Source organism: Moritella sp. 28, assembly GCF_018219435.1.
Taxonomy (GTDB): Bacteria; Pseudomonadota; Gammaproteobacteria; order Enterobacterales; family Moritellaceae; genus Moritella.
Map to the genome: position 1 here is coordinate 3889913 of NZ_CP056121.1, position 23794 is coordinate 3913706.

Annotated in this window: 17 protein-coding genes; 11 read left to right on the forward strand and 6 right to left on the reverse strand. The window is 41.7% G+C overall.

From position 1 onward, the window contains the following. The first annotated feature begins 8 nt into the window (after positions 1-8). The 4 genes from trpB to ybaK all read left to right on the forward strand — a co-directional run bounded on the left by trpB (position 9) and on the right by ybaK (position 4553). Positions 9-1199 (forward strand): tryptophan synthase subunit beta, encoded by a 1191-nt coding sequence (gene trpB, locus HWV02_RS17130; protein ID WP_211676940.1) that lies wholly within the window; start codon positions 9-11, stop codon positions 1197-1199. Continuing rightward, entirely contained in the window at positions 1199-2005 is an 807-nt protein-coding gene (trpA, locus tag HWV02_RS17135) for a tryptophan synthase subunit alpha (protein ID WP_211676941.1), read from the forward strand. Before trpB ends, trpA begins: the two co-directional genes overlap by 1 nt. Before the next feature lie 185 nt (positions 2006-2190). Then, positions 2191-4077 carry a monovalent cation:proton antiporter-2 (CPA2) family protein gene (locus tag HWV02_RS17140; RefSeq protein WP_211676942.1) on the forward strand — a complete coding sequence of 629 codons (1887 nt, stop codon included), beginning with the start codon at positions 2191-2193 and terminating at the stop codon, positions 4075-4077. 5 nt (positions 4078-4082) lie between these two features. Beyond that, on the forward strand, positions 4083-4553 hold the full coding sequence (gene ybaK / locus HWV02_RS17145) for a Cys-tRNA(Pro) deacylase (RefSeq protein WP_211676943.1): 471 nt from the start codon (positions 4083-4085) through the stop codon (positions 4551-4553). A gap of 16 nt (positions 4554-4569) precedes the next feature. On the opposite strand, the gene HWV02_RS17150 is transcribed toward ybaK, so the two are convergent. Next, positions 4570-5571: a porin gene (locus HWV02_RS17150; protein WP_211676944.1), complete on the reverse strand. Its 1002-nt coding sequence runs from the start codon at positions 5569-5571 to the stop codon at positions 4570-4572. Positions 5572-5836: 265 nt separating this feature from the next. Further along, positions 5837-7204, reverse strand: coding sequence for a sodium-dependent transporter (locus HWV02_RS17155; RefSeq protein ID WP_211676945.1), 1368 nt, complete (start codon positions 7202-7204; stop codon positions 5837-5839). A 360-nt stretch (positions 7205-7564) separates the two neighbouring features. Here HWV02_RS17155 and HWV02_RS17160 point away from each other — a divergent pair, with 360 nt between their 5' ends. After that, entirely contained in the window at positions 7565-8854 is a 1290-nt protein-coding gene (locus tag HWV02_RS17160; RefSeq protein WP_211688889.1) for a sphingomyelin phosphodiesterase, read from the forward strand. A gap of 550 nt (positions 8855-9404) precedes the next feature. Further along, positions 9405-10745, forward strand: a complete 1341-nt coding sequence (locus HWV02_RS17165) for an aromatic amino acid transport family protein (protein WP_211676947.1) — start codon at positions 9405-9407, stop codon at positions 10743-10745. Between the two features lie 159 nt (positions 10746-10904). Here the strand turns inward: HWV02_RS17165 and galM are convergent, their stop codons facing one another. From galM to galE, 4 genes are all read right to left on the reverse strand, one after another. After that, on the reverse strand, positions 10905-11987 hold the full coding sequence (galM, locus tag HWV02_RS17170; RefSeq protein WP_370629411.1) for a galactose-1-epimerase: 1083 nt from the start codon (positions 11985-11987) through the stop codon (positions 10905-10907). A 16-nt stretch (positions 11988-12003) separates the two neighbouring features. Continuing rightward, positions 12004-13164 carry a galactokinase gene (gene galK / locus HWV02_RS17175; RefSeq protein WP_211688891.1) on the reverse strand — a complete coding sequence of 387 codons (1161 nt, stop codon included), beginning with the start codon at positions 13162-13164 and terminating at the stop codon, positions 12004-12006. 142 nt (positions 13165-13306) lie between these two features. Further along, on the reverse strand, positions 13307-14386 hold the full coding sequence (locus HWV02_RS17180) for a UDP-glucose--hexose-1-phosphate uridylyltransferase (RefSeq protein ID WP_211688893.1): 1080 nt from the start codon (positions 14384-14386) through the stop codon (positions 13307-13309). A 4-nt stretch (positions 14387-14390) separates the two neighbouring features. Beyond that, entirely contained in the window at positions 14391-15401 is a 1011-nt protein-coding gene (gene galE, locus HWV02_RS17185; RefSeq protein WP_211676950.1) for a UDP-glucose 4-epimerase GalE, read from the reverse strand. Positions 15402-15607: 206 nt separating this feature from the next. Between galE and ebgR the strand changes: the two genes are divergently transcribed. The 5 genes from ebgR to HWV02_RS17210 all read left to right on the forward strand — a co-directional run bounded on the left by ebgR (position 15608) and on the right by HWV02_RS17210 (position 23706). Then, positions 15608-16603 carry a transcriptional regulator EbgR gene (gene ebgR / locus HWV02_RS17190; protein ID WP_211676951.1) on the forward strand — a complete coding sequence of 332 codons (996 nt, stop codon included), beginning with the start codon at positions 15608-15610 and terminating at the stop codon, positions 16601-16603. A 299-nt stretch (positions 16604-16902) separates the two neighbouring features. Next, positions 16903-20004: a beta-galactosidase subunit alpha gene (ebgA, locus tag HWV02_RS17195; RefSeq protein ID WP_211688894.1), complete on the forward strand. Its 3102-nt coding sequence runs from the start codon at positions 16903-16905 to the stop codon at positions 20002-20004. Then, complete coding sequence (locus tag HWV02_RS17200) at positions 20004-20456, forward strand: beta-galactosidase subunit beta (RefSeq protein ID WP_211676953.1); 453 nt, start codon at positions 20004-20006, stop codon at positions 20454-20456. Before ebgA ends, HWV02_RS17200 begins: the two co-directional genes overlap by 1 nt. 174 nt (positions 20457-20630) lie before the next feature. Further along, the gene (locus HWV02_RS17205; protein ID WP_211676954.1) at positions 20631-22061 is read left to right on the forward strand and encodes an amino acid permease; all 1431 of its coding nucleotides are present in this window, start codon (positions 20631-20633) and stop codon (positions 22059-22061) included. A 211-nt stretch (positions 22062-22272) separates the two neighbouring features. After that, positions 22273-23706: an amino acid permease gene (locus HWV02_RS17210; protein ID WP_211676955.1), complete on the forward strand. Its 1434-nt coding sequence runs from the start codon at positions 22273-22275 to the stop codon at positions 23704-23706. The last annotated feature ends 88 nt before the right edge of the window (positions 23707-23794 follow it).

The following is a 23794-nucleotide window of genomic DNA, read 5'->3' on the forward strand; positions in this document are numbered from 1 at the left end:
AAGTTATCATGGCAAAACTTAATGCCTTTTTTGGCGAATTTGGCGGCCAATACGTATCGCAAATTTTAATACCTGCATTAGATGAATTAGAAGATGCATTTATCGATTCACAAAATGATCCTGCCTTCGAAGCAGAGTTCCAGCAACTGTTAAATGAATACGCGGGTCGTCCAACGCCGTTGACACTATGCCGTAACATTACCAAAGGTTCGAAAACTAAGATTTACCTAAAACGTGAAGATCTATTACACGGTGGCGCGCACAAAACTAACCAAGTATTGGGTCAAGCACTACTGGCTAAACGCATGGGTAAAACTGAAATTATCGCTGAAACAGGTGCAGGTCAACACGGTACTGCATCAGCACTAGCGTGTGCGTTGCTGGGTCTAAAATGTCGCATCTATATGGGTGTGAAAGACATGGAACGCCAAAAGCCAAACGTATTCCGCATGAAGTTAATGGGCGCTGAAGTTATCGGTGTTGACTCTGGCGCAGGCACATTAAAAGATGCCTGTAACGAAGCATTACGCGACTGGTCTGCTAACTACGAGAATGCTCATTACCTACTAGGTACTGCGGCAGGCCCACATCCTTTCCCAACTATCGTACGTGAATTCCAAAAAATGATCGGTGAAGAAGCCAAGCAACAGATTCTAAAAGCAGAAGGTCGCTTACCCGATGCTGTTATTGCTTGTGTTGGTGGTGGTTCTAACGCGATTGGTATGTTCAATGATTTTATCGAAGAAGAAAGTGTCAAACTTTACGGTGTTGAACCTGCGGGTAAAGGGATTTCGACAGGTGAACACGGTGCGCCAATTGCCGAAGGTACCAACGGTATTTTCTTTGGTATGCATTCACTATTGATGCAAGATAACTATGGTCAGATCCAAGAATCATACTCGGTATCTGCTGGATTAGATTTTCCATCTGTTGGTCCGCAGCACGCACACCTATATACTTCTGGCCGTGCTGAATACCCGTCAGTAACAGATGAAGAAGCACTTACAGCATTCCAGTTACTATCATCGCAAGAAGGTATTATCCCTGCGCTAGAATCATCTCACGCATTGGCGTATGCACTACAGATGATGGAACTGGATATGGATAAAGAACAAATTTTAGTGGTTAACTTATCAGGTCGTGGTGACAAAGATATCTTTACCGTTGCAGATATTCTAGAAGGTGAAGGAGCATTATAATGGGACGTTATCAACAAGCTTTTGCAGCACTTGCAGAAAAAAATGAAGGCGCTTTCGTTCCATTTGTAACGATTGGCGATCCAAACCGCGAACAATCAATGGCGATCATCGAGACGCTAATAGCAGCTGGTGCTGACGCATTAGAACTGGGTATTCCATTCTCAGATCCGGTAGCTGATGGCCCTACGATCCAAAAAGCCACCTCTCGTGCATTAAACGCAGGTATAAACCCAGATGCCTGTTTTGAAATGCTGACCGAAATACGTGCTAAACATCCGCACATGCCAATTGGTTTATTATTGTATGCCAACCTTGTTTACGGTAATGGTACCGATAAATTTATGGCTAAAGCTGCTGCTGCTGGCGTTGACTCATTATTGATTGCCGACGTGCCAGTACAATACGGCCAACAATTTAAAGAAGCAGGCGATAAAGTCGGTATCGAAAGTATCTACATCGCACCGCCAAATGCCGATGAAGCAACGCTACAGCAAGTGGCAAAGCAAGGTTCTGGTTATACTTACCTACTTAGCCGTGCAGGTGTCACAGGGGCAGAAACCAAAGCTGAAATGCCAGTAGGTCCATTATTAGCAAAACTGAAATCGTTTAATGCAGCACCTTGCCTGCTCGGTTTTGGTATCTCATCACCAGAACAAGTTAAACAAGCTGTTGCAGCGGGTGCTGCGGGTGCTATTTCAGGTTCTGCGATTGTAAACATCATTGAGAAAAACCTTAATGACAATACGAAAATGCTACAAGAACTCGCTGAGTTCGTGACGCCAATGAAAGCCGCAACAATTAAATAGTCGAGCATAAACAAAATATATACCCAAGCTACTTCAAGATACTTGGGTATAACACTTTACCAATTAAGCCCTTAATGCCTATTATTATGCTATCGCAATACGATGGTTATATAAAATGGCTCTAAGGGCTTTTTTAATACTACAGATCACTCATCGCATTACCTACCAAGGAACAAGGAAGCACCATGACAGGTTATTTCATCCAAGCATTCATCTACCTGTTTGCTGCGGTTATCGCCGTACCGATTGCCAAACGTCTTGGGCTGGGCTCGGTACTCGGATATTTAATTGCTGGGGTTATGATAGGCCCAGTGACAGGGCTAGTTGGCAATGAAGCAGCTACTATTCAGCATTTCGCTGAGTTTGGTGTAGTCATGATGCTATTTTTGGTTGGCCTAGAATTAGAACCCCGTATGCTCTGGGATATGCGTCATCGCCTTATTGGTTTAGGTGGCTTACAAGTTGGCTTAACGACGGCTGCAGTAATGGGGATCGGCCTTGCGCTTAATTTAGACTGGGGACTTGCCCTCACGATTGGTTTAGTATTCTCACTATCCTCAACCGCGATCGTATTGCAAACCTTTAACGAAAAAGGCCTGACCAAAACCGAAGGGGCACGCTCCGCATTCTCGGTATTACTGTTTCAAGATATCGCCGTGATCCCGATGCTGGCGCTAATCCCATTATTAGCCATTCCTGAACTGGTTGAACAAGCACAACATGCCGTACAAGCAGCCAGTACGCAGCATGAAGAATTATCCTTAGTCGCCAATATCTCCGGCATTTATTATGCCCTCGTGATCATAGTGGCCATCACCGGCGTAGTGGTCGGCGGTCATTACTTAAGTCGTCCATTATTTAAATTTGTGGCAAGCTCTAAAGTACCAGAAATCTTTACCGCTACCTCATTAATGCTTGTCATTGGTATTGCTGCCATCATGAACTTAGTGGGTCTGTCCCCAGCTCTGGGCGCATTCTTAGCCGGTGTAGTATTAGCAACCAGTGAATTTAGACACCAACTAGAAGCCACCATCGAACCATTTAAAGGCCTGTTGCTCGGGTTATTTTTTATGACCGTGGGCGCTGGTATTGATTTTAATATCTTGTTTAACGAAACCAGTACCATTTTATCCATTACACTCGCGTTAATGTTGGTCAAAGGTTTAGTGCTATTTATCTTAACGTTGGTCTTTAAGATCAAAGGCAGTGACCGTTGGTTATTAGCCCTCAGCTTGGCGCAAGCGGGTGAATTTGGCTTTGTATTAATTGGCTTTACCGTGAACAACCACGTACTGCCGATTGATCTAGCACAGACCTTATCGCTGTCTGTTGCCCTATCTATGTTCTTAACACCCGCGTTATTTATCTTTTATGACCGCGTGATCCAGCCCCGCTACGTCGATAAAACCAATCAACAAGCAAACGATGATATCAATGAACAAGGTGATGTGATCGTGGCAGGTATCGGCCGTTTCGGCCAAATTGTCAATCGCCTGTTGGTTGCTAACGGAGTTAAAACAGTGGTACTGGATCATGATGTCAGTATGATCCAAAGAGTGCGATCATTTAAGATGAAAAGTTATTTTGGTGACGCCACTCAACCCAGTTTGCTAGAAACAGCGGGCATCGCGAACGCCAGTTTATTCATCGTCGCGATTGATGATAAAGTCAGAGCTGTTGATCTCGTACGTTACATCAAGCAACATTATCCACAAGTCAAAATATTAGCGCGTGCTTATGACCGTGGACATGGCTATTCCCTGCGTCATGCAGGGGCAGATCATGTGGTCAGTGAGACCTACCATTCAGCCTTGATACTTGGATCACACGCGCTGACTAACCTGGGTTTCAGTGAACAACAAGCAAAAGACCTGAAGATCACCTTTAAAGAAATAGAAAAACAAAGTAAAGCAACCTTGTATCAAACCTGGTTGAATAACAGTGAAGACGACAAGTTTAATACCGCTTATCGTGACCTGTATTTACAACTCGAAGATAGCTTAGCAGACGTGATGAAAAATAGAGACAAGTCTGCAACAGCGCTAAATAACGAAATAGATAAGGTAGAATAGATAGTATGACACCAGCAGTTAAATTAGCTAAAAAAGCAAAAGTAGCCCATAAAACCCATGAATATAAACACGATTCGAATGCAGAGTCTTATGGTTTAGAAGCGGCGGAGAAAATGTCCGTCGCCGCCGAACGCATATTCAAAACACTAGTGGTGGATGTCGGAGATAAGAAACTCGTTGTTGCAGTTGTCCCAGTAACGGCAATGCTTAATTTAAAATCCATCGCTAAAGCGGCAAAAGCTAAAAAAGCGATAATGGCAGATAAGAATGATGTAATGCGCTCGACTGGTTACGTACTTGGTGGGGTTAGTCCCTTGGGGCAAAAAAAACGCTTACTCACTGTCATTGATAGCTCAGCAGAAACACATGAGACTATTTATGTCAGTGCAGGTCGTCGAGGCTTAGAAATCGAACTAAGCCCGTTAGACCTAAAGCAGCTAACCAATGCTGAGTTTGCTGCTATTAGTAGTGAATAATAATGAATCCGTAGCTCTAGAAGTCATACCTTGCAGCTACGTGCAGCTGATCTTCATCGCCATCAACACCTAAAATGGCATATTCAGTAACGACTCGGAAGTTGGGATTAAACTTATAAGCAAGGCCAAGAGCTGTTTCATCAACGGTATTTTTACTTATATTATCCGTATCACGTTGTTTATAGGTAAAGGTGCCTGTTATTTTATCCAAGGTGTAAGCGAGAGATAACTCATAGGCAGTCCAATCATCTGAATTCTTAGCAGATGTGTTATTTGGTGTATCAACAGAGGTACTATCCCCAACAATAGAGGCAGTTAACCCTTGGTACTTATAACGTGCTGCAAGTAGAAAGGTGGATCTATCATAATCTGGGTCTGCAGTATAATCTTTTGTCATAACACCTGTATAGGTTGACCCTAACTCAAGACCGAAGTCGAAAGCATAAACACCACCAATCGAATAACTTGATTGACTATTGTTGCCACTACTACCATCAACACTGGATTCCGGTTGAATATGTGCAACTAAGCTAAGGGCATCATCAAGCACCTTGGTTTCTAGTTTTAAAATATTGGTTTGTCGACCTAAATTACCTAGTGCGGGATTACCAGAATAGTTAGTGGTACCGGCATCAGCCCAATCCGCAATAATTTCATCTGCGGCATAGTTACGACCAAAGGTCAGCTGCCCCCAATCATTTTTTAATCCAGCATAAATCAAACGCGTTTTAGAGGTTGAATTAGCGTCACTGTTATCTCTGGATTCAAATTGCATCTCAATATGCGCAAGCGCATTTAAATCCTCCGTTAAATTTGAAGAGGCCTTAAAACCAGTACGAAAATAGCTATCTGAGCGACCATCACTTTTTTTTCCTTTACCATCTTGGTAAAGATAAGCAGCATAAGCACGGCCATACAAATCAACCAGGTGAGCATCATCTTTGTATACATTAACAGAAGCTTGTACCGTCGGAACAAGACTAGCTAGTATTGCTGTTACTAATAATGTCTTTTTCATGATTATTTCCTGTGTATTTTAAAGTTGCATTGGTGACGTATTACCAAGTTATAAGTTTTAGTATTATCGGTAATACCGTACTTCTGACTTTTGCTCAATTAGCAATGAATAGTAGTCCTTAGCGATGAAATTGAGGTTGAAACCGTCAGCGCGATATAAAAAGGTGATCCACATCTTAATTTTAGAAGCAAAAAAGCCCAGTAGATCACTCTACTGGGCTTTTATCTAACCTAAACCTAGTTACGCATTTAGGCTCAGAGTCTCATTAAAGCGATGTACTAATTAATACCATAATTAAAACAGGACAAACAAACTTCACATACAATGGCCATACCTTCCAGAAAATACCATTTACGTCAGCGCCGTCTTGACCTTTAATTTCAGCCAACAAGCTATTACGATGCCATACCCAACCCGTAAAGATAGCCAGACCTAAACATATAAGCGGTTGTATCATTTCGGTTGATAGCGTGATCATGAAGCCAAACATCAAATCAAAATTAGTCACAACAACCATAGCTAGTGTTGTCAGACCGACGCCAACAACCCAAGTTACTTTCTTACGTGGCAGGGCTGTTTTGTCCACGATATAGCTGGTCGGCACTTCGACTACCGAAATTGCCGATGTTAATGCAGCTACTGACATCAACGCAAAGAAGATGGTAGCCACAATATGCTCGGCCGCGCCCATCGTCGCAAACAATGCTGGAAGAACTGTAAATACCAATGTATCTGAACTTAGTAAGTTTCCGTCAGCATCAAAGATAATGACACCGTTATGCTTAGCTACATACATTGCAGGCAGGATTAACATCGCCGCTAAGAAGGCGACGCCTGTATCCATAAAGGTCACCTGTACCGCTAACTTACCGATGTTCTCTTTTGGTTTAAGGTATGAGCCATAAATCATCATCACCCCCGTACCAATAGATAACGAGAAGAATGTCTGACCAAGCGCACCAATGAGTACATCTGAGTGCATTACTTTTTCAAAGTCAATCGTAAATAACGCCGCAACACCTTCACTCGCACCGGGTTGGAGCAAGATATACATCACGCTCGCAATCAAGATAGCAAATAATAATGGCATTAAACGCTTTGACCATTTTTCAATACCATCTTGTACGCCTTTTTGAATTACATAAATAGACATTAATGTAAATACTAAGGTAAATACGATATTACGAGATAATGAGAAGTCGATTAACCAACGGCTTGCCTCCTCGGCACCAAGCATAGCCGCAATCGGTGCCAGTGTGTTACTGACGAACCAGCCAGAAAGTATGGCATAAAAGCTGAATATCAGCACAGCACAGATAATTGACGCGAGACCAATCAAACGACCAATCATTTTTGTTGCAGAAGATCGGCCTAGTTTAGCCATCGCATCTGCTGGATTAGTTTGACCGTGACGACCCACCATTAGCTCAGCAACTAACATAGGGTAACCAAGTACAAAGATCAGAAACAGATACACCATTAAAAATGCACCGCCGCCATTACTGGCCGCTTGCGTAGGGAAGCCCCAAATATTACCAATGCCAACAGCAGAACCTGCCGCAGCCATTATAAAACCAAAACGAGAACCAAAATGGCCTCGAGATGCACCATCATTATTCTGTATTACAGCCATTTATCCGTACCAAGTTTGCCAAATTAAATTCAAGGTAGAATTTACACCTAAAAACGACAAAACAAAAGGAACCAAAAACCAAGAAGTAGTTGAAATGCAGTGTTAAACTCCAGGTAAATAGCAATTAGAAGCAACTAAAAACCCCAATTTACAAAAGTGTTCACATTTAATTGCGCGAACAGTATTGATTCATCGCTGAAATGGCAGCTATTACCAATCCGCTTAAATATAAAAAATAATACTTTAATCAAAACATCATCAAAATTGCTTACTATGCGTACTTAATATGTACAACAATCATTTATACTCACCCCTAGGTAGTATTTAATTTAATACAATATAAAAACAATAAGGATATTTATGTTAAGGAAAATAGCAGTCTTACTTGGGCTATACATGATCACCCCAGCCTTAATGGCAATGAGCCAAGTACCCACAGAACGCCATACTATTATTCAATTCACCAATAGCACGCCACATACCCTGTATGCGTATATTGAAGAAGGTAATAATACCGAATTGTTAACAGCAGAAGTGATGCCATTGAGCACTGTGGATCTAGCAGGTATAACCCGAACAAGCAGTGAAGATAATATTGCAATTTCACTGAGTAACGCAGATTACAGCTTTAGCTTAACTCAAAAAGTAACTGGCGGTGAGATTGCCTTTGGTCTAGACAGTAATGAATTGACTATCGAACCACAAACGGACAGCGCAATTCAGCGTTTTGAGATCCAACTTGCCAACAGAAAAAATACTATCGCCTTCAATAGTGAAAAGCTAAATAAAGGTGGCAAAATCAATTACGTATTACAACAGCATGATCAGAAACCTACTATTGGACCTGGTAATGAATTTAGCTTATTAAGCTACAACATTTGGGCGACCACAATATTCGGTTCTAAAAAAGTAGGTACACGCCTAACGGAAATGCCAGAAGTTATGTCCGGTTATGATGCCTTGGTACTCACAGAGGTCTTTGATCTAATTAGAACAAAAAAATTACTTAAACAGCTCAGTAAAGAATATAGTTTTACCAGCAGCGAAATATTCAAATTAGGAAAAATCATGCTGTCAGGTACGCGTATTTTAACGCCTTGGCCTGTAGAAGAAGAGAAAAGTCTAAAGTATACCAGTTGTAATGGTATTCAGTGTGCCGCAACCCGTGGTGTTATTTATGCCCGCATTAACAAGCAAGGTCACATTTACCATCTGTTTGCAACTCACACCCAATCATCTGATGATGATAGCAACCGATCTGCGCGTTTAGCCCAGCTAGAAGAAATGGGAGCATTTATTCGAGCACAAAATATCCCTGCTGACGAAGCCGTCATTTTAGCCGGTGATTTCAACGTCAACAAAATAGGCTTACCCGGCGATCGTGATCAAATGGAATATATTCTTAATGCCACCGAACCTGACAACAAAGGGCACAACCTCTCTTTTGATTCCAATACTAACTATTGGGCAGAAAAACCTTATTTAGAATATCTTGATTACACACTAACAGGAAATGACCATTTACAGCCAATCAGTGCAAGCCAAGAAATATTCGCGCCTCGCGTAGTAACCGAATCACTGTGGGGGATTTGGGACTTATCTGATCATTACGCAGCTCGCGGGTATTTTATCTACCCAACAGAAAAATAACAGCAGAATACACTGTTAATTAATATCTCAGCATCTATTCACTTTAGATGCTGAGATAACCGCTTAAAACTCACAATTACTACTAGATGGATATTCAAAACTAGGCAGTTTCATTGTTTTTAACCTGAAACACTCAAAAGTAGCACTAAAATTAATTTGAGCCCCTTAATATAAGTGTGATCTGCACATACAAAATAATTGCTAATGAATTGTTAAAAACCTATAAACTACCCATTTATAGCTATATACGTTATTTATCGATGACTATATGAGCAAATATAAAACCACAACTTACAACTTCCAAAGCACAAATAACTAAATTAAGTTTAAAAAATCAAAAAATACAGAGTAAACACAAGAAACAGTTCAATAAACACACAAATACGGTAACGGTTAATAAAAAACACGTAAAACATCAAATTATTTTGATAAATGCGGGTATTTTTTTAGGTTCGAGGCAAAAAAGCGATCTGCATCACTTTAAATAAAATTCAGATCATTATCCTATGCAGCAATTAAGATACAGCGCAATATTACAGGTGAAAGAGAAATGTCAGAACAAGCCACTACAACAATCACGAACGGCACTACGAATGCTGCTAAATGGAACAAAGCAGACACAGAATGGGTATTAAGTCTATTCGGCACAGCAGTAGGTGCTGGTGTTTTATTCTTACCTATTAAAGCAGGTTTAGGTGGTTTTTGGCCTTTAGTATTTCTAGCATTGATTGCAGGCCCAATGACATGGTTCGCGCATAGATCACTTGCTCGCTTCGTTCTATCATCAAAAAATCCAAATTCAGATATTACAGATGTTGTTGAAGAACATTTTGGTAAAGGCGCAGCAAAACTAATTACGTTTGCTTATTTCTTTGCTATCTACCCTATCGTATTAATCTACGGTGTTGGTATTACAAATACATTTGAAAGTTTCATTGTTCACCAACTTGATATCTTCACTGAAATCCCACGCCTAGCGGCTGATGGTGCACCGATGCTTAACGAAGCTGGTGTTCAACTTATGGATAAAGTAAGCGGTATTCCACGTTGGTTACTATCTGGTGGTCTAATTTTAGCAATGACTGCACTGATTCTATTCGGTAAAGAGTTAATGCTTAAAGCGACATCAGCATTAGTTTACCCATTAGTATTCATCCTGTTCGGTTTATCTTTATTCTTAATCCCGAGCTGGAACACAACGATGTTAACAGTTGTTCCTGAAGCATCTTCGTTCTTACCTGTTATCTGGTTATCGATTCCACTGATTGTGTTCTCATTCAACCATTCACCAGTAATCAGCCAGTTTGCTAAAGCACAACGTGAAACTTACGGTGACAACGCAGTAGTAAAATCAGACCTTATCTGTAAACGTGCAGGTCAAATGCTACTTGGTTTCGTTATGCTATTCGTATTCTCTTGTGTGTTATCACTATCACCAGAGCAACTAGCAGAAGCGAAGGCACAAAACATCTCAATCCTGTCTTACCTTGCAAACGTACATGACTCAGTATTAATTCAATACTTTGGTCCTTTCGTAGCATTCGCAGCGATTACGTCTAGCTACTTCGGTCACTACTTAGGTGCTCAAGAAGGTCTAAACGGTCTAGTTAAACAAGTTATGCCGAAAGCATCAGAGAAAAAAATCGGTACATTCTCTATCGTATTCATCGTACTGACTACATGGGTTGTAGCGATTATCAACCCAAGTGTACTAGGCCTTATTGAAACAATCGGCGCACCAATGATTGCTGCTATTTTGTTCCTAATGCCAATGTACGCAATCAAGAAAGTTCCAGCGATGCAAAAATATGCTAGCAATAAAGCAGCAAACATCTTTGTTACTATCTGTGGTCTACTAGCTATCACTTCAGTTATCTACGGCGCATTCTAAACCGCTGTTAACTGTAATGAAAAGTACTGCAATTAACAGTACTTAAGTTAATACAAAACGAAACCGGCGAGCATCTCGCCGGTTTTTTTGTGCTTACATTTTATAAAATTAATAATTCTTATAGCTAAAAATGACATGTCGACCTTAGCGAGCAACTCTTTATACAGTAAACTGATAACGCGTCTGGTGTTGATACGTTTTTTCAGGTTGAAGAACTACATTGGGATGGTCCCAGTGCGGATGATTTACCGCATCAGGTACAAACTGAGTTTCTAGCGCAATACCTGCGTAATCTTGATACTCGCCTCCACGACGATTTGGCGTGCCAGCTAACCAGTTTCCGGTATACAGCTGCATCGCTGGTTTAGTGGTAAACACACTTAAAGTCACCACATTATCTGGCGATGTTAAACTTGCCGCTAACGCCCCTTGCAAACAGCTTTTATCTAACACAAACGCGTGATCGTAACCTTTTGCTGCTTGTTGATGTTTATCTAGCATGAAATCTTGAGCAACAAGCTTCGTCGTGATGAAATCAAAATGACTGCCTTGAACGCTCAGCCACTCACCAGTCGGAATGCCGACGTCATCCGTCGGCACAAAGACACCACTATTAATGCTTAAGCTATGCGTTAACGCTGATTGCCCACTATCCGCACCCAGTAAATTAAAGTAGGCGTGATTGGTTAAGTTGATTGGTGTCGCTTTGCTGGTTTTCCCGTGATAACTGAGCACCACCGTATTATCTTCAGTCAGCTGATATTTAACTTTAACTGTGAGTTCACCCGGAAATCCTTGATCACCATCAGGAGAAACTAGCTCAAATTCAACACTGTTTTCCCCACTGTTTTTTTCCGAATTATCCGTCGCTATCCATCGGCGTTTATCAAATCCATAAGTGCCTCCATGCAAGGTATTACCAGCCTGATTAATATCGACTTGATGCGCAACCCCAGCAATAGAGAACTGACCTTTTGCGATACGGTTAGCTACTCGCCCCACGGTCACCCCCATATAACTTTGCTGTAATTGAAAGTCTGACATATGACTTTGACCAAGCAATACTTCTCGCAATTCACCATCTACAGGTACTTTGCAGCTTAACCACGCAGCACCGATATCCATGAGTACGATAGCCATACCGTTATTATTTTTCAGTTCGAACAACTGAGCTGGGCGGCCATCAACAGCCACCTCAGCAGTCATGCTGTCGAACAAGTTTGTTTGCTCATTCATCATCATGCCCTATTATCACGATCTAAAGTGTTGCGACTAAGCCTGCACCATTTTTTGCTTGGCACACATAGATGGATTCTTTTAAACCAGTCGCTGGCTCATACAGTTCTTCAACCGCACGACGCACTGAATCAAGTAATGCAGGTGGCACTAAGGCAACAATACAACCGCCAAATCCGCCACCCGTCATACGCACACCACCATTAATACCGACAACGTCTTTCACGATATTAACTAAGGTATCAACTTCTTTTACCGTGATCTCAAAATCATCACGCATTGATGCATGCGATTCAGCCATCAGTTCTGCCATGCGTTTAATATCACCTGCAGCCAATACACTTGCCGCTTCAACGGTACGATCATTTTCGGTGATCACGTGGCGAGCGCGTTTCGCCACCATGACATCAAGTTCATGCACTTTAGCATTAAACATTTCAATAGACACATCACGTAACGCTTTCACCCCAAATATACGTGCCGCTTCTTCACACTGTTCACGGCGAGTATTGTATTCAGAATCCACCAGCCCACGTTTTTTATTCGAGTTAATGATCACTACAGACATGTTTTCTGGCATTGATACCGCTGTAGTTTCAAGACTACGACAATCAAGTAACATGGCATGATTTTCATTACCTTCTGCCGACACCATTTGATCCATGATGCCGCAGTTACAACCAACAAATTCGTTTTCAGCTTGCTGACCGTTTAACGCAACTTCTGCTTGGCTGATATTTAAATCATATAGATCTTTAAATGTTTGACCGATAACCACTTCCAGCGCAGCTGATGAACTGAGTCCAGCACCTTGTGGCACATTACCTGTTACCGCAATGTCAGCACCTTTAAATTCAAAACCACGTTCAAGCAAACACTTCACTACACCACGTATATAATTCGCCCACATTTTATTGTCTTGAAACATAATAGTCTGGGTAATATCAAATTCGTCCGTTTCATTACCGTAATCCACAGCAACCACACGTACAATATTGTCATCACGGCTTGCAGCGGCCACCACGGTTTGATAGTTGATTGCACAAGGCAATACAAAACCATCGTTATAATCGGTATGTTCTCCAATCAGGTTCACACGACCTGGCGCTTGCACAATATGAGTCGGTGCGTAGTTAAGAACTGAATTGAATGCATTTTTTACGTTTTGAATTAAATTGGTCATCGGTGCCTTCCACACTTTGTAGGGGTCTGAGTTTCTCGTCGAGCGCAGTATCATCACACTGCGTTTACCGAGTTTACTTACTATCTTTTTTTATTATGACGGCGGTTTTTCATCACAGCTATTTTCTATCAGTCATCGCTGTTTATAAACGTTCTTTATAATGTACGTCGCTCACATCACGCAGTTTTTGCGCGGCTTGCTCGGCCGTTAAATCACGCTGACTTTCAGCTAACATTTCATAACCCACCATGAATTTACGTACCGAAGCAGAACGCAGTAATGGCGGATAGAAAAGTGCATGTAATTGCCAATGCTCTATATCCGTCCCTTCCTCAAAGAATGGCGCGTAATGCCAGCCCATTGAATAAGGGAATGAGCATTGAAAGAGGTTGTCATAACGGCAAGTGAGTTTCTTAATGGCTAACGCTAAGTCATCACGCTGTTCATCTGTTAATTCACTCATACGACGAATGTGTGTTTTTGGCAGTAGCATGGTTTCAAACGGCCACGCCGCCCAATACGGTACAACAGCAAGCCAATGTTCCGTTTCAACGACAGTACGTTCACCGTCTTTTAACTCTGATTCAACGTAATCAAATAATAAACTCGAACCATGCTCTTGCTGGTATTCTTTAAGCAGTTTTTCTTTACGCTCAATTTCATTAGGTAAAAAGCTATTCGCCCACACTTGGCCATGCGGATGCGGTTGCGAACAGCCCATCGCAGCGCCTTTATTCTCGAACGCTTGCACCCATAAGTAATCTTTACCTAATTCCTCAATTTGCTCATTCCAGGTATCAATAACACCGCGGATTTTTTCAACAGGTAGTTCTGGTAATGTTTTACTGTGATCCGGCGAAAAACAGATAACGCGGCTTAACCCACGTACACCTTCGGTCTTAAACAACGGGTTAGTTGATTTTGGCGCTTCAGGTGAATCAGGCATGAGCGCGGCAAAATCATTACTAAACACATATGTGCCGTCATAGTTTGGATTTTCATCACCGGAAATACGTTTGTTAGTCGGGCATAAAAAACAGGTTTTTTCATACGTCGATAACTCGGCTGTATCAGGTTCTTCACCTTGACCACTCCACGGACGTTTTGCTCGGTGTGGTGATACTAAGATCCACTGACCCGTTAATGGGTTATAACGACGATGTGGATGATCAATTGGATTAAATTCTTGGCTAGATTCCGACTTATATTTAGAGTTAGACATGAGATTAATATCCTTGTTGATTCGTTGACTGCCAGCGCCATGTATCAGCACTCATTTCCATCACAGTGCGCGTGGCTTTCCAACCGAGATCTTGTTCGGCTTTTGCTGTATTGGCCCAGCACTCGGCAATGTCACCAGCGCGGCGTGGACATAATTGGTAAGGAATTGGTTGGCCTGATACCTGTGCAAACGCATTCACCATTTCTAATACACTTGAACCTTTACCTGTGCCGAGGTTATAAATATGTAATCCCGATTTTTGGCCTACCGCGGTTAATGCGGCAATATGACCATCGGCTAAATCCATAACGTGGATATAATCTCGAACCCCCGTACCATCCGGTGTTGAATAATCATCACCGAACACTGACAATGATTCGCGACGACCAACTGCAACCTGCGCAATAAACGGCATTAAGTTATTTGGGATCCCTTGCGGATCTTCACCCATGGTGCCAGACGGATGAGCGCCAACCGGGTTGAAGTAGCGTAGTAAGGTAATGCTCCAATCATTTTCAGCATCAAAAAGGTCAGAAAAACATTCCTCGACCATAAATTTACTGCGACCATAAGGGTTGGTCGTCGCACCTGTCGGGGAATCTTCGGTAATTGGTACAACCTCTGGATCACCATAAACGGTCGCCGAAGAGCTAAATACGATGCTTTTCACATTGGCGTTACGCATTGAGCGTGCCAACACGAGTGAACCATTTACATTGTTATCGTAGTATTCCAATGGTTTTTGCACTGATTCACCAACCGCTTTTAACCCTGCGAAGTGAATAACCGATGCGATCGTATGTTCAGTGAAAATTTGGTCTAGAAAGGTTTCGTCACGCACGTCACCTTGATAAAAAATAGGGCGAACCTGCGTTAATGCTTCAATACGATCGAGTACCGCCAATTTACTGTTATCTAAATTATCGATAATAATAGGCTCAATGCCTGCTTCAATCATCTGCACACATGTATGGCTTCCAATATAGCCCATGCCACCAGTTACCAATATTTTCACAACGAATTCTCCCGCAATTTTAAGACACGAAGTCAGTGGTTCTCTAAAATATTTGAGTACCCTACCGATCAAATGTAAACGTTTCCACAAAAACAACCGCCGATTAGTAAAGTTTTACTAAAAATGAGATTTAGGTATCAAAAATTTCATTTATTCCGTAAAATACCCCACTATAAAAGAACAATAATGAATGGGCTGGAGGATGAATGGCAACATTAAAGGAAATAGCCAACGAAGCTAAGGTTTCATTAGCGACGGTATCGCGTGTATTAAATGAAGATCCAACATTAAGTGTAAAAGAAGAAACCAAACGACGTATCTTTGAAATAGCAGAAAAGCTGGAATACAAAACCAGTTCAACGCGAAAACTGGCAAGCGCATTACCTGCGAAAATAAAAGAGCATCTGCACTTTCTCGCCCTGTATAATTACAAGCAAGATACTGAAATAAATGACCCTTATTACCTGGCTATTCGTCACGGCATAGAAACTCAATGTGATAAGTTTGATATAGCCCTGACCAACAGTTACGAGAGCAACCTCAATATTAAGAACTCGCAAGTAGACGGGATCTTATTAATTGGTCGTCAAAGTAAAGAACAACTAACGGCGATAAAAAAACTCACTAAAAACATTGTTTATATTGATTACACAGATCATGAAGAAGCCTTTGACTCTGTCGATATCGACCTAGCTAGAATCAGCAAGCAAGTTATTAATCACTTTACCAATCAAGGCTATAGCCGCATTGGCTTTATTGGTGGTCAGGATGATATTGATACACCGGATATCCGTGAACAAGCCTTTAGCGAATATGGTCAGCTAAAAGGCGTCGTATTGGAATCAGATTTATACCGCGGTGACTTCTCAAGTTCATCAGGTTATAAACTCGCGAAAAAGATGCTTGAAACTGATTATCCGAATGCTTTTTTTATCGCGTCAGATTCAATCGCCATCGGTGTATTACGCGCTATTCATGAGCAAGGTCTATCCATACCTAACGACATAGCCTTGATCAGTGTTAACGATATTCCGACCGCTAAATTTACTTTTCCATCGTTATCAACGGTACGTATTCATTCAGAATTAATGGGGAGCCAAGGGGTTAATTTATTGATTGAGCGCCGCCGAGATGAACGTGTGATCCCGATTAATGCGTATATTCCAAGTAACTTACGTTTACGCGATACCACCAAGAAATAGCATGAACTAAAATCAAAGCAGCATATCGCTATGCTGCTATCCCCCCCCCTCTTCTTTCTTACCCCCTTTCAAGCGACTTCTTAACATTCCCTCTACCCGTTCACTTTACAGCATACAAATTAGTTACATTACAACCTTGAGTTAACGTTATCTAGCTCACAAAAATTAGCATCTACTGTGATCCAGTTAAAAGTAAAACAACCCCCCGCTTTGTTTTACTAAAACTTTAGTTAACATGCTTTACCAGAAGCAATTTGCTAAATTTTTTAGAACTATCGCTATCGTCTTGGAGGCTACACGTGAACAATTGGGAAAACTTCTTCCGCCTGAATGAAAATAGAATGGCACCGCGTGCTTACTTTTTCTCATACGACTCAGTACAAACAGCAAGAACATTCCAACGTGAATTAAGCAGCCACTATCAACTTCTAAGTGGCCAATGGAACTTTAACTTTTTCACTAATCCGCTGCTTGTACCTGACGAATTTTATTCTCAGTACATGATCAACTGGGACAAGATCACCGTTCCAAATATGTGGCAAATGGAAGGCCATGGCGATCTTCAATATACCGATGAAGGTTTCCCATTCCCGATTGATGTGCCTTTCGTACCAAGTGATAACCCAACTGGTGCTTACCAACGTACATTCACGTTGGGCGATACATGGAGCAATAAGCAAACCATCATCAAGTTCGATGGCGTTGAAACTTACTTTGAAGTTTACGTTAACGGTCACTATGTTGGTTTTAGTAAAGGCAGTCGCTTAACGGCTGAATTTGATATCTCAGAATTTTCCCAACAAGGTGAAAACTTACTGGCCGTGCGTGTAATGCAATGGGCTGATTCAACTTACATTGAAGATCAAGATATGTGGTGGACAGGCGGTATCTTCCGTGATGTTTACTTAGTGGGTAAAGAACAAGTACACGTGCAAGATCTTACCGTCTGTACTGACTTTGATGATACTTACCAAAATGCGACCCTGTCTTGTAAAGCGGTGCTAGAAAACTTAACACCGGATCCAGTGGCTAATTATTCACTCGAATATACCTTATATGATGATGCAACAGCGCTGGCAGAAGGTAATATCAAGTCATTGGATTTTGCTTCGACTCAAAATGTAAACGTTACCATTGATCTGGTTAACCCTATTCACTGGACTGCTGAAAATCCTCACTTGTATCAATTAGTACTGACACTAAGAAACGAACAAGGCGAGGTACTTGAGATCATCCCGCAGCGTGTTGGTTTCCGTGATATTAAAGTGCGCGATGGTTTGTTTTACATCAATAACAAATACGTCATGTTACACGGCGTTAACCGCCACGATAACGATCACCTAAAAGGGCGTGCTGTCGGTATGGATCGTGTTGAGAAAGACATCATCTTGATGAAGCAACACAACATCAACTCAGTACGTACCGCACATTATCCAAATGATCCCCGTTTTTACGAGCTGTGTGATGTATATGGTTTATTCGTGATGGCCGAAACCGATGTGGAAACCCACGGTTTTGCTAACGTGGATGACTTGAGCCGTATCACTAATGATCCAGCTTGGGAACTGGTATTCGTTGAACGTATCGAACGCCACATCCATGCTCAAAAAAACCATGCCTCTATCATCATGTGGTCGCTGGGTAATGAATCTGGTTATGGCTGTAACATCAAAGCTATGTATGCAGCTGCAAAAGCAATTGATGACACACGCTTAGTGCATTATGAAGAAGACCGTGATGCCGAAGTGGTTGATATCATCAGTACCATGTATTCTCGCGCGCAATTAATGAATGCCTTTGGTGAACACCCACATAACAAACCACGCATCATTTGTGAATATGCGCATGCTATGGGTAATGGTCCAGGCGGATTGACGGAATACCAAAACGTGTTCTACAAACATGATTCTATTCAAGGTCATTTTGTTTGGGAATGGTGTGACCACGGAATTCTGGCTAAAGATGAAAGCGGCACTGAATTTTTGAAATACGGTGGCGATTACGGTGATTACCCAAATAACTATAACTTCTGTATGGATGGTCTGGTTTATTCAGATCAAACACCGGGTCCGGGGTTAAAAGAATACAAGCAAGTAATTGCACCTGTGAAGATCCGCGCGAAAGATGCGACAAACGGTATTTTCACTGTTGATAACAAGCTGTGGTTCTCAAACCTTGATGATTACACCATTACAGCTGAAATACGCGCCGAAGGTGAAACACTACAAAGCACTACATTTAAAGTAATCGAACTAGCAGAAAACAGCAGCCGTGATATTGAAATTACCCTGCCAGAGTTAGATGGTCGTGAAGTATTCATTAATTTCACGGTACGCAAAGACTCTCGCACGCGTTACAGCGAAGCAAACCACGACATCGCAATTTACCAAATACAATTAAAAGAGAACACCCAACAACTACCTACATTCGCGAATAGCAATTCCATTGCATTAGACGTAGTTGAATCTCGCTTAAATTATGTGGTTAAAGGGCTAAATTTTGCAGTTAACTTCTCTAAAGTGAACGGTAAATTAACATCATGGTTGGTTAACGGCGAAGAGCTGATTGCCAGTTCACCAAAACTGAATTTCTTCAAACCTATGGTTGATAACCACAAACAAGAACACGATGGTTTGTGGGAACCTGCTCACTTGCACATAATGCAAGAGCACTTCCGTTCAATTGCGCTTGAAGAAATAGACGGTAAAGCGATCTTCACCGTGACCAGCATTATTGCACCACCGGTATTTGATTTTGGTATGCGTTGTACTTACGTGTACGAAGTGAATAAAGAAGGCCAAATCAACATTCAACTTGCCGGCGAACGCTACGGTAAATACCCACATGTTATCCCAGTACTTGGCTTAGATTTAGGCATCAATAATGACTTCGACCAAGTGCAATACTACGGTCGCGGTCCTGAAGAAAACTACCAAGACAGCCAGCAAGCTAACATGATTGATGTGTACAAAACGACAGTTGCAGATATGTTTGAGAACTATCCGTTCCCACAAAACAACGGCAACCGCCAACATGTACGCTGGGCATCATTAGCAAACCGCCAAGGTACTGGCTTGTTTGTGAAACCAGAGCAAGAAATTAACTTCAGTGCTTGGTTCTACACCAACCAAAACATCCATGAAGCACAACACACGATTGAACTTGAAAAGAGCGGTTACATTACCGTGAACCTTGACCACAAATTGATGGGCTTAGGGTCAAACTCTTGGGGTTCGGAAGTATTAGATTCATACCGTGTGTACATGGATAAGTTTAACTACGCATTAACGCTAGTCCCTTTTCACCAGGGTGGTTGCAAGTCAAGCGCACTCGCAAATCATACGTTCACAACAACGGACGACGCGATTCAAGCACACACTCTTATTGGCGGAGATAAGTAATGATCGTTTTAGATAATTTAGACCAATTCAAAGTGGTATATCGCGATGGCCGTAAATGGCATCGCTGCATTGAAGCAATTGAGAACATCGGCAATCTAAGAGATGGCGTGATGTACTCTATCGGCGATTCGTTGGTGTACATGATTGAAGATGGCATCGCACGTAATACCGAAACCTTTGAAGGCAATCGTCGTTACTTTGATGTGCATTATTACTTAGCAGGCCGTGAAACGGTAGAAATAGCAGACAAGTCTGATCTTGAGTTAGTGCAAGTTTACTCCGATGAAACTGACCGTGAATACCTGACAGGTCACGGTGAAATACAGCAACTTTGTGAAGGCCAAGTCGCTGTATTTGATAACTCAAAAGCGTACCGATTCCACGGTGATAATACAGTGCGAAAAGTGGTACTGAAAGTCACAATCGAAGACGGCTATTTTTTGAATAAATAATTAAATAAGTAGTTGAATAAATAGCTAGATAAATAGTTACATCAGTAACCAAATAGATAGCTTAATAATAAAGTCTGGGCACGTATCCAGAACTAAAAATGAGAGAGGGATTGGAACTTAACCGTCCAAATCCCTCCTTACCTACATTTGAAACACGATACATCGGAGTACCTTATGTCAACATCTAGACGAGGCACGATAGGCAAATTTGCCCTATTGTCCATGACTTTTGCAGCGGTTTTTAGCTTCAATAATATTATTAATAATAATATTGAAATAGGCTTATCGTCTGCCCCTATGTTCTTTCTCGCAACCATCTTTTATTTTATCCCGTTCTGCTTAATTGTGGCTGAATTTGTGTCACTCAACAAAAGTTCTGAAGCGGGTGTTTACTCTTGGGTAAAAAGTTCGCTAGGTGGTCGCTGGGCGTTCATCTCAGCTTATACTTATTGGTTCGTTAACCTCTTCTTTTTCACGTCACTGTTACCAAGAATTATTGCTTACGCGTCGTATGCCTTCTTAGGGTTTGAGTATATATTCACCCCAATGACAACGGCGGTTTTAAGTACCTTACTTTTCGCGGTTGCAACACACGTATCAAATAACGGAGCCAAATTACTGGGTCCAATTACGACCGTTACATCGTCACTCATGCTGTTACTCACACTGTCTTACATCATCCTGTCAGCTGGCGCTTTAATGGGCGGTATTGTACCTGCGGACCCAATTTCAATTGAAGCGATGACACCATCGTTTAACTGGGCATTCCTCGGTGTGATCACCTGGATTTTTATGGCTGCAGGTGGCGCAGAATCTGTTGCTGTTTATGTGAATGATATTAAAGGCGGCCACAAGTCATTCGTTAAAGTCATCATCCTTGCAGGTATCTTTATTGGTGCACTTTACTCTGTGGGTTCTATCTTAGCGAACGTCTTTGTGACACGTGAAGCATTGAAATTTACCGGCGGCTCTGTGCAAGTATTTGAAGGCCTTGCAAGACACTTCGGTTTACCAGAAATCATGATGAACCGTTTTGTTGGTATCATCTCGTTTACTGCCATGTTGGGTTCATTATTAATGTGGACGGCAACACCAGTGAAAATCTTCTTCTCTGAAATTCCAAAAGGTATTTTTGGTGAAAAGACGGTGGCACTCAACAAACAAGGTGTACCGGTACGCGCAGCATGGATTCAATTCTTAATTGTTATCCCACTGATGTTTATCCCAACATTGGCGTCTGACACGGTGCAAGACTTAATGAGCACTATCATCAACATGACAGCGGCAGCGTCTATGCTACCACCTCTGTTCATCATGATTGCTTACCTCAACCTACGCTTAAAATTAGATCACCTCGAGCGTGACTTCCGCATGGGTTCTCGCTTTACCGGTATCGCTATTGTGTCTGTACTTATCGCTATCTTTACTGTTGGGTTCTTTGCTTCAACCTTCCCAACTGGCGCAGACATCATGACTATTATTTTCTACAACGTTGGCGGGATTGTTATTTTCCTTGGCTACGCGTGGTGGAAATACAACAAGTATGAACAATCACTGACACACGAAGAACTTGCTGAAGAAGCAAAACCTGCAGTTCAATTATAGGCGTTGAATTACATTATGAAGCACCAGTGACATCGGTGCTTCCTTTGTTAAACACAGATAAGTAAGCACAGCGACATGTTCTATTATACTCATTTGGTCTGTTGCTTATTTTCTGTTTAATGACTTAACCACAGTAATTTTTAGTAAAGCTAATAATTGGATATTTACTAAAGATCACTTAATAATTTAATTAATATAGGATACGTTAATTATGTCTCAATCTGTACGTGGCACGATAGGAAAGTTCGCTTTGTTATCTATGACTCTCGCGGCGGTATTTAATGTCCGTAACATTGTTAATAATAATATCGAATTAGGCTTAAGTTCAGCGCCTATATTTTTACTGGCTACCTTGGTTTACTTTATCCCATTCGTGTTTATTATTTCTGAATTTGTATCTGCCAATAAAGATTCAGAATCAGGCATGTATGACTGGTTGAAAAAACCATTAGGCACAAAGAATGCCTACCTTGGTTCGTTCCTGTATTGGTTTGTGAACCTATTTTGGTTTGTATCACTACTACCAAACGTAATTGCTTATGCGTCTTATGCAATGCTTGGATATGAGTACAATTTCTCTCCAGTGGTAACTTCTATTATCTCGATTGTTTTGTTTGCTGCGGCAACGCACATTTCGACAAAGGGTGCATCTTGGTTAGGTAGAATTTCTGAACTTGTGGCTTACGGTGTATTCGCGCTGTTTGGTATCTATGTTGTTGGGGCGGTAATGGCACTCGGTAGTGACCATGTTCCGGCTCAACCAATTACGATGGAAGCAATGACGCCGACGATCAACTGGGCAACGATTGGTATTATGTGCTGGATCTTCCAAGCTGCAGGAGGTGCTGAAACAGCGGCTGCATATTTGAAAGATGTGAAAGGCGGTCAGAAAACGTTTATCCGCGTGATCATCTCAGCAGGTATCCTTATCGGTGCTATGTATGCAATTGGCTCTCTATTAGTAAACGTATTCGTTCCACGTGAGTCACTGACTTATGCTGGCGGTATGGTTGAAATATTTACCGGTATGGCGCAATACTTCAATGTTAATGAAAACGTAGTGGGTCGCTTGGTTGGTATCATTCTGTTCATTGCGATGTTTGGCTCGATGATGATGTGGACAGCTGCACCAGTTAAAATTCACTTTTCTGAAATTCCAAAAGGCGTATACGGCGAGAAAACAACTGAACTTAACGAGCACGGTGTACCAGTACGTGCCGCTTGGTGGCAGTTCGCATTCGTGGTAATCATGTTAGTGGTTAATGGTTTCGGTTCTGAATCGGTACAAGAGATGATGAGCACAGCAATTAACTTAACTGCTGGTACAGCGATGTTACCGCCTATCTTTATTATGGTTGCTTACTTCATCTTCCGTCTTAAATACGATGACACACCACGTGATTTCCGCATGGGTTCTCGTAAAGTGGGTATGACTATTGTTTCAATTCTTATCGTTATCTTTGTGGTAAGTATGACAGCATCAGCATTCCCAACAGGTGTTGATTTAGTGAATGCATTCTTTATCAACGTATTCATGACGATGGTGTTCTCTGCAATTGCATGGTGGTGGATCTCTCGCTTTGAAAAGAAGCAAGCACAAGGTGAAACGACAGCGAAGCAGACATTAGCTTCAGCGACAAAATAAACCTAGACTACTTCTAGAATAAGCTTATGAAGGCACTGAGATTATCAGTGCCTTTTTCTATCTGACACACAGACTCCAATTTCTTACT